At 46.3% G+C, this 8,354-nt stretch carries 6 protein-coding genes and 1 pseudogene; 4 read left to right on the top strand and 3 right to left on the bottom strand.

What is annotated here, in order from left to right; all coding sequences use genetic code 11:
- The 3 genes from BGK49_RS05405 to BGK49_RS30865 all read left to right on the top strand — a co-directional run.
- Positions 1-300: IS1 family transposase (locus tag BGK49_RS05405; protein ID WP_069375675.1), on the top strand; the 300-nt coding region annotated here is incomplete at its 5' end.
- Between the two features lie 38 nt (positions 301-338).
- Positions 339-686 carry a hypothetical protein gene (locus BGK49_RS30590; protein WP_167693657.1) on the top strand — a complete coding sequence of 116 codons (348 nt, stop codon included), beginning with the start codon at positions 339-341 and terminating at the stop codon, positions 684-686.
- A complete protein-coding gene (locus tag BGK49_RS30865; RefSeq protein ID WP_242412554.1) occupies positions 650-1,168 on the top strand; it encodes a hypothetical protein in 519 nt (172 codons plus the stop codon). Before BGK49_RS30590 ends, BGK49_RS30865 begins: the two co-directional genes overlap by 37 nt.
- Positions 1,169-1,292: 124 nt before the next feature.
- Here BGK49_RS30865 and BGK49_RS05415 read toward each other — a convergent pair whose 3' ends face one another.
- From BGK49_RS05415 to BGK49_RS05425, 3 genes and pseudogenes are all read right to left on the bottom strand, one after another.
- On the bottom strand, positions 1,293-2,363 hold the full coding sequence (locus BGK49_RS05415) for a restriction endonuclease subunit S (RefSeq protein ID WP_005045443.1): 1,071 nt from the start codon (positions 2,361-2,363) through the stop codon (positions 1,293-1,295).
- 8 nt (positions 2,364-2,371) lie between these two features.
- Entirely contained in the window at positions 2,372-4,006 is a 1,635-nt protein-coding gene (locus BGK49_RS05420) for a type I restriction-modification system subunit M (RefSeq protein WP_000627722.1), read from the bottom strand.
- A gap of 63 nt (positions 4,007-4,069) precedes the next feature.
- A pseudogene (locus BGK49_RS05425) lies at positions 4,070-7,484 on the bottom strand (DEAD/DEAH box helicase family protein).
- Positions 7,485-8,116: 632 nt separating this feature from the next.
- Between BGK49_RS05425 and BGK49_RS05430 the strand changes: the two are divergent.
- A partial coding sequence (locus BGK49_RS05430) for a transposase (RefSeq protein WP_032335914.1) occupies positions 8,117-8,354 on the top strand: 238 nt, incomplete at its 3' end.

The raw sequence follows: 8,354 nt of genomic DNA on the forward strand, positions 1-8,354 counted from the left end.
ACGGTTGTGGCGCACGTCTTCGGTGAACGCACTCTGGCCACACTGGAGCGTCTTCTGAGCCTGCTGTCGGCCTTTGAGGTCGTGGTATGGATGACGGATGGCTGGCCGCAGTATGAATCACGCCTGAAGGGAAAGCTGCACGTTATCAGCAAGCGTTACACTCAGCGCATTGAGCGACATAATCTGAATCTGAGACAACATCTGGCAAGGCTGGGACGGAAGTCACTGTCGTTCTCAAAATCGGTGGAGTTGCATGACAAGGTCATCGGGCATTATCTGAACATAAAACACTATCAGTAAGTTGGAGTCATTACCTGGATTTTTTACAGAATAAATTATTGTTTGTTGAATGGAAACCTGAACTTGAAGAGGCTGATATTAGTGATTCTGTGATTCATAAAAAAATCCCGGTAAAATATGTTCAGGCACCATCCTATAAAGAAATATTTGAGGTGCTGAGTGAAACTAAAAAAAGGATTCCAGCACATTTATTCCGAATGATAAAAGATGAACTTTATGAGTTGGTCTTAACTGATGATCCGAAAGGAAAATTATATGTGAGGGATTCAGAGAAAATTGAAGAAGGGGTCAGTACAACTGAGTTTGTTGTGGGATATGGTGCTATTTCGATGGTAAAAAATCGGAATCGATGGCAACTAAAGGATTGGTTGGACTGGAGCGTGTAGATCTCATCCGAGGGGTTGTATTTGAAAATGGATATTATGATTGGGGATGTGTTGTTAATGATGTTTTGCCAAATATATGCAAAGGCAATGCGCGCATTCCTATTTTTCACTTCTTAAATCACGCTAAATTAATTAATCCTGATGGGAGTATAATTAATGAAACAGAACTCTCAGGTGGCGTTTTATCACGATTAAATATCACTCCTGTTAGTTTTCAGTCTCAAGGATGGGATAAACGACGCTCTGAAACCGTTCCTGAGGTCAAGGTGGGGGTCAATGAGTTATATCTTGCTTATGATTTCACTTTCTTTTTAAGAATGATGCCTTATATGGAGCCTGGATTAATCAAGCGCGATATGGGAGAGCTTCTCAAAATATTGAAAAAACATATAGATGAAGCTATGAATACTCAGGTATTGTCAAGTAATTTTTGCAAATTAGTGTGTATTTATGATTATATCAAAAATAGTCACAGGTATTAAGTAAGATATAACCTTCTTAGGGGGCGAGATAGTAAAAAAAGGCGTTACCTAAGAGTGACGCCTTAATTTCCTAAAATATCTTAATTTAATATAATAAATTAATGTTTATTTCGATACTAAGGATTTAAAAACCCATTAATCTCTTCTGTAGTGATAAAAATTGTATTTCTAAATGATTTAATGATATTTCTATTTTTTCTTTAAATTTTTCAATTCTAGCTAATCTATCTAATATCTCATCTTGGTAGTATATAGGTGGGAGGGGAACATTGAATTTGTTTAATAGTTCAAGATTTACACCGGTTTGTCCTGCTGTTCTTTCAGAGTTTTTTACAACAACATCATGATATTCCGGAAGTTGTAGAAGATAGAATATAAACCCCTTCCTAATATTTTCTTTGGGTGAAGCTTTCATTAAAGCTACATTGTAGCTGCCGGATAAACCTCTAAGTATTTGAAACACAGGTGGCCCATAACGAGCAATCATAACATCATCAACTTCGAAAATACGTTTTGCTTTTTCTTGCGGAATGTACGTCGCATATTTATCGGATTTAAAATCTCTAATTTGTACTAATCTAATATAACCCTGTTTAGGTTCAAAAATAAAATCACTTTTAGGTGGTTGATTTCCACCTTTAAATTCAATAATTTCTCCCATAAGATGGACAGGCCATTTTTTGGGGTTTGTAATAGGATTCCCATACATTGTAGCAAACGTAGCACGCAAAAAATCATCAGCCAGTTTGATGGATTGCTCACGTTTTTGGCGTATACCCTCAGCTTTATCGAGAAGATCCACAATTCGTTTCTGCTCTTCAAAAGGTGGTAATTTAATAAATGTATCATAGAGATCGTCTCTATTTAATCCAGGAATACTTGTGGTAATCGTTTTCTTAGTGAGATCAATTCCGCTCAGAATATAAAACAAGTATCGGAGATCTAACTTATTATTATCTTTGATCTCAACGTAATAAGCAGTATCAATGATCCAGCCTCCGCTTGGAGCCCAGGTAATAGCACCAACGCTGCCTTTGCGGCCAATAATTATCGTGGGATAGCTGCAAAGCGTTTTATCGTGGTTGCCGACAATTCCTGAACTACCAAAAACATGGACACTTCCATTCGATACACGCTGATCAGCTTTTAATGCTTTTCCGTAGTGAACATTAATAACATCCCCTAACTTCACCATCGCCGAACTCACAGCATCCCCTCCAGCTCATCCAAATCCGCCAGAATCTCTTTTTCCAGATCCTTTAACCGCTTCAATATCACCTTCGGATCTTCATATTCCTCCGCCTGATACACGACTTCTTTATAACGGTTGATGGATAGATCGTATTTCTGCGCAGCAATATCCGCTTTCGGTACAACAAACGCCGCCTGCGTGCGATCTTTAAAATCAACGCCAGCATTAATCCCTTCCGGGTACTGCTGTTTAAGCAACGAGGCTAACTTCTTACCCATAAAGTTATCAACCGGTAGCCCGCGTAAAGTACGGTAATGCTTCCAGCTTGCCAGCAGATGCGGCAGATCGTTGTCTTTTATCGGGTTGCGCTTATCATCCAGGCTGTAGCCGTCATTTTGTAGATCGTAGAACCAGACCTCATCCGTTTGACCGCCTTTGGTAAAGATCAGGATCGCCGTCGCCACGCCAGCGTAAGGTTTAAATACACCAGAAGGCAGATTGATCACCGCTTCCAGTTGGTTATCTTCCACCAGCGTTTTGCGAAGTGACTGGTGCGCCTTGCTAGAGCCAAACAGCACGCCCTGCGGCACGATAGTGGCACTGCGCCCGCCCACTTTCAGCATTTGCAGAATACGCGCCAGGAACAGTAGTTCGGTTTTTTTGGTTTTCACCATTGCCGACAGCGTGGAGTCGATATCTTCTTCGTCCAGTGAACCGGTAAACGGCGGGTTCGCCAGAATCAGGTTGAAGGCGTTTTTACTGGCCTGCGGGAAGTTTGTGCTGAAACTCTGGCTCATTGTGTCCTGATAGTGGATATCAGGCGCATCCACGCCGTGCATAATCAGGTTCATGGCGGCGATACGTAGCATTGTGGTGTCAAAGTCGTAACCGTGGAACATGTTGTTATCCACATGGTTACGCCACGGTGTCAGCAGATCGCCGGTAAAGATTTTTTGCTCTTCCAGCTCGCCACGTTCGTTGGTGCCAATCTCAGTATGAATGGATTCCAGCGAGCTGTACTTCTCCAGCAGATATTCATAGCTGGTTGCCAGAAAACCACCGGTGCCACAGGCGGGATCGCAAATCGTCTCGCCTCGGGCCGGGTTCGGCTCCATCATTTCAACCATCGTGCGGATAATGTGGCGCGGTGTGCGGAACTGTCCGTTGATTCCGGCAGTTGTCAGCTTGCTTAACAAGTATTCGTAAAGGTCGCCTTTGGTGTCGCCGCGATCCAATGGCAGGTTTTTGATTACCTCAACCGCTTTGGTCAGCAATGACGGCTTAACAATCTCCAGACGAGCATCTTTCATAAAGTTGCCCAGCAGCGTCACCTTCGAAGCATCGGCCTGGCCGAGCTGACGGAAATGCTGGAATACGCCATCGCGCACCACTTCCATCATCTCATCCGAGCCAAGGTTGCTATAGTGACTGAAACGGAACTCCTGCTGTTCTGGCGCAAAACGCGGTTTAAAATCAATACCCGCGATTTGTTTACGCTTTTCGTCGCGTTGTTCCTGGGTATCCAGCATCCGGGAATACATCAGATAGGTGATCTGTTCGATTACGGTCAGCGGGTTGGTGATACCACCCACCCAGAAATCTTCCCATAGTCCGTCGATTTTACTTTTTAAGTCGCCAGTAATCATTGTTAGCGTTTATATCCTGTTTTAAATACAAAAGCCCCGCTGCCGGGGCTTGTCATGCGTGTATTATACCGTCGCTGCGTCGGTCACAACACCCAGCTCTTCGACTATCTTTTGCAGGCGGGTGATTTGCGCTATATCAGGGAACACACCGGTAACGCCTTCGTTGTGGATATGCGTAAAAGGCTGTTCAAAGAGCTGCCGCATTTCAATGGTGCCGTAATCGCGAATGTGGTTTTTCAGCAATGACAGGAAGCGCAGTTGTTGGCTGGTCAGGCTGTTATCAGCGGCGAACTGGGCAAAACGCACTTCCACCGCGTCGCTGTCCATCCCGATGATGGTACGCAAAAGTTTATCCAGGCTGGCGGTTGCCTGCGGATAAAACTCTTTCAACGCACGAATATCAACGTTGGGGTTCTGGATCAGCACCAGCTTCGCCAGCTCATCCAGCTCGTTTTGCGTGACTGGCTCGCCGTTGCGGATTTTCTTCAGAACCGGGTTTTGCTGGAACAGCGGCTCCAGCGCCCCCTGAACCTGCTGGCGATAGAGTTTGAAATCAATCGAGCGGATATTAGTTTTGCGGGTCTCCGTCTGGATCAGGTTCGCATCTTCGGTAATATCCACCTGTATCGAACCAAATTTAGGCGTCGCGTCTTTTTCCATCAGGTGCATGATACCGCGCAAATGAATGCGAATATCCTCCAGCTCTTCCAGGCTGGCCTGCTTCCACCAGCTTAAATCACGAAGCTGATTGATTCGTTGTCCCTGTTGCTGCACCTGCGCCAAATGCGGCGGCAGGCGCTCCACTTTTTCGACGATGATCGGCCAGAGAACATCCAGCTCTTCCGGGTTGGTATAACGGGCAGTTTGCGCCGCCAGAATATCCATATCAAAGCGTATGGCATCGCTTTGCCCGCGCACGTCCAGCCACTGCATCAACGGGGCCAGAACAGATAGCAGATCCTGCTGTGTTTTCGGAGAAAGCTGGCGCAGCACCTTTTCATCACTGTACTGCGCTTTCTGCTGCCATTTTTCCTGTACGGCAATCGACTTTTCATCCAGTGCGTTGATTTGCTCGCGAAGCTGGTGAGCAACTAAATCCACCGCCTGTTTGTCGAATTTACGCTGCGCAGCGGCCCCCAGCATAACCCACGCTTCGAAGCGTTTTTTGCGCAAGCGATTTTGTCGCTGTGACTTCCGCCTCTTCGGTATGCAGCTCGTGATACTCAAAATTGCCCCAGTGATCGAAAATGCGGAATTTCTGTTTATCCAGCGGTTTGCCGTTATCGTCGTAACCGTACAACCCCGGACAGAGGCGCGTACCACGGCCAATCATCTGCCAGAACTTCACTTTTGATTTGACCGGTTTGGCAAAGACCAGATTCACAATTTCCGGGACATCAATACCGGTATCGAGCATGTCAACGGAGATAGCGATGGTCAGCTCTTTGTTGGTGCTTTCATCCAGCCCTTTAAAATCATCAATCAGTTGCTCGGCGCGGGGATCGTAGTTGTCGATGACCTGGCAGAAGCGCCCGGCAAACTGTGGGTACATATCGTCGAACAATTCATTCAACAGCAGCGCGTGTTTGTGGTTACGGGCGAAAATGATGGTTTTACCAGGCAACTGGCCGTCCCGATCTTTCAGGCCATTTTCCATCAGGTTACGCAGGATATAGCGGTTGGTGTCTTTGTTGTAGATCGCCTCATCCAGCGCCTTGCCATCAAACTCCAGCGTATTGGGATCTATGCCTTGTTCTTCCAGCTCGCGGATTTGTGCGTCGCTTAATTTCTCCCGTTTGATACCTTCGCGCAGGAATTCTGTTGTGTGTGTGACAACCTCATAGGGAACCAGATTGTTATCGGCGATGGCATCTTCCAGGCTGTAGTTGGCGGTAGGAATACGTCCTTCACAACCAAACAGGCCGAAAGTGGTTTTACTCACCATGTCAATTGGCGTGGCCGTCAGGCCAATCTGGAGGGCATCAAAATACTTAAACAGATCGCCGTAGACGTTGTAGATAGAGCGGTGGGATTCATCGGCGATGATCAAATCGAAATAACCGACATCGAAATGGTCCATGATTTTCATCATACCGGGATAGGTAGCGATGTAGATTCTGGCATTCTGCCTGTCTGCTTTTTTCGATTTCCCGACCACATACAGCGGCTCATTGGTGAATTGATTAAAGGCATTTGCCGCCTGTTTACGCAGTTCTTTACGGTCGCAAAGAAACAGGACGCGTTTTACCCAGCGGGCATCAATCATCAGTTTGCTTAGTGCAATTGCCACGCGGGTTTTGCCTGTACCCGTAGCCTGAACAATTAACGATTGTCGGTACTTGTTGGTAAACCGTTCACTGACGCGGGCAATGGTTTCGAGCTGGTACAAACGTCCGGCAACGGCCTTACCTTCGTTATCTTTTACGTGTGGCACTCTGTTCAGCGGCAGACGGGTTTCACGCTGCTGAATAAGATATTGCAGGCTTTCCTTGCTGTAGAAGCCAAACACCCGACGCGGGGGATAACCATGAGTTTTATGGTCATCCCACAGCCAGATATCATAGCCGTTGGTGTAGAAGATGACCGGACGCTGACCGTATTCTTTTTCCAGCCAGTCTGCATACAGCCGGGCCTGAATTCGTCCTTGCTCGGCATTGACGCTGGTTTTTTTTGCTTCCACCACCGCCAACGGTTTGTGTGCCTCATCCCACAAGACATAGTCTGCATAACCGTCACCAGAGGTGGTGGGTTGCTCTTTGACTGGATGTTCTTGTGTGACTTGATCCGTGTTTTTAAGTTCTTCCCCTACATTCCAGTCGGCTGCAAGTAAGCGAGAGTCAATCAGGCGACGGCGGGTTTCCGCTTCATCAATAGAGAGAATATCGGCAACATGCTGGTTACGCGCTCTGGCTTCATTCAGGCGTTGAGTGAGGTGTTCGGCCTTTTCCTGTTCTTGCTGTAGTGCGCGTTGTAGCGCCAGTTCGCGCTCACGGCTTTCATCCTGAGCCTTGATTGCATCTTCCAGACGTTTTTCATCTGCACGACCTGAAGATTGTGTTAATGGAGGGAGTGTAAATTTGGGGCAGTCATCAACATTACCGTGGGCGTAGCGAACATACAGCCAAATTCCCAACAAATACGCTTCTTTGAGCAGCCAGTAAGTATCTTTAGCTTTGATACGTCCGCCGTGCGCGGCACGGTTGCCATGGATACGCAGCGCATCCATTTTCATGATGATGGCTTCCGGCATCATGCTGGTAAAGACATCAGCGTTCATTAAATCGTAAAGATTAGCCTTAATACCTTCCGGCAACCGCTCCTGACGATACAACCAGCGCACCATCAATTCGGTGTAGTTGCGCAGCTTAACCAGGCAGCTTTCCGGATCGGAGTGAACATAGCGCTCTGCCATACATGCGAGTTCTGCCAGTTCCGGCCACTGGCTGCGCAACATTTCAAAATTGAGAGACTGCTCCATCAATCATCGCCTTATGTTGTGGATACAACAGAAATTCTGGAAAGAATATCACACTAATTTGGCCGACGAAGTGAGCCGGATGGCATATGGTGGTGATGTGTTTAACGACATAGCCGCTTTAACGGCCAGAACCTTGGTTTTCGCCCATCAATGGGCGTCTTCAGCCCTGGCTACTCAAGGGATACCTTGCTCACTAACGCGGGTATGGCTGATCATCTATGGGATATGTTTTTTGAGCCAATAAAACAGCAGGCTCGTTAAAATAGCCTGGGCGTTACTCCGTAATACCTGTCTATTTATTGGCTTATAAATATTTTCAGCACTAAATCATTTTAGTAAGTAGCAGATATCTTTTCCCGGCTAACACAAAATACGACAGGTCGTGTCGTATTTTGATGGCGCTTTTACCCAAGTTCATTATTAATTCATTTTTTTCAATGCATTAATCAACTTTTCGCATCTTCGCCATTTTTTCTATCCACTCCCCTTTGGCACGACATAACGTGTCGTACCTGTACGGCATAATCTCCCGTATCAATACCATGATATTTGGGAGAACAGGACTGTCTGAGGTAGCCTGAGTTTAACGGACACTCCTTCCTGAAATAGAATGGCATCAGAAGGAGCTAATAATGAGCAGAAAAAACCAACGTTACTCTAAAGAGTTCAAAGCCGAAGCTGTCAGAACGGTTCTTGAAAATCAACTTTCGATCAGTGAAGGCGCTTCCCGATTATCCCTTCCTGAAGGCACTTTAGGACAATGGGTTACCGCCGCCAGAAAAGGGCTCGGTACTCCTGGTTCCCGCACGGTGGCTGAACTGGAATCTGAAATTCTGCAACTGCGTAAGGCGTTAAATGAAGCTCGCCTTG

It is taken from the genome of Shigella sp. FC1544, from assembly GCF_001722145.1.
In the GTDB taxonomy this organism is placed as follows: domain Bacteria; phylum Pseudomonadota; class Gammaproteobacteria; order Enterobacterales; family Enterobacteriaceae; genus Escherichia; species Escherichia coli.

What these genes read in the sequence shown, in the direction of transcription:
- BGK49_RS05420 (WP_000627722.1), bottom strand. Translation starts at nt 4,006, where the DNA reads ATGATTACTGGCGACTTAAAAAGTAAAATCGACGGACTATGGGAAGAT.
- BGK49_RS30865 (WP_242412554.1), top strand. Translation starts at nt 650, where the DNA reads ATGGCAACTAAAGGATTGGTTGGACTGGAGCGTGTAGATCTCATCCGA.
- BGK49_RS05415 (WP_005045443.1), bottom strand. Translation starts at nt 2,363, where the DNA reads ATGGTGAAGTTAGGGGATGTTATTAATGTTCACTACGGAAAAGCATTA.